Genomic DNA, 340 nt, shown 5'->3' on the forward strand with positions numbered 1-340 from the left:
TGAAAGAAGAAACAGCATTATTCATGATTTTACCTTGTTTCGCTAATTTATTTTCAATGTTCACGAAGTCGGTTAAATTGATTTTTGAGCTTATAGCCCAGTTTTCTAACCTAACCGCATTTAATATATCACCTGTTGTTGTTCTATTTTGTCCTTGTTTATTATACCATTTTGGAGCTGGAAGTTTATCATTATTTAGTTGATTAGCTTTGTGTGAAGCAAGTAAAAGCATACCGTAACAAGCTGATAAGAACGCTGGCACTTTTTGCACGGCTTGTTTTTCTCTCACCTGTGCTTGTCCACACCCCATTAAGCTTTTTTGATCTCTAAACCCCACTTC

At 35.6% G+C, this 340-nt stretch carries 1 protein-coding gene; it reads right to left on the bottom strand.

Annotated features, from left to right (window positions below; genetic code table 11):
• A partial coding sequence (locus GOQ17_RS16145; protein ID WP_201288662.1) for a hypothetical protein occupies window positions 1–340 on the bottom strand: 340 nt, incomplete at both ends.

Origin of the sequence: Sphingobacterium composti (assembly GCF_009829075.1) — a bacterium.
Classification (GTDB): Bacteria; Bacteroidota; Bacteroidia; order Sphingobacteriales; family Sphingobacteriaceae; genus Sphingobacterium; species Sphingobacterium composti.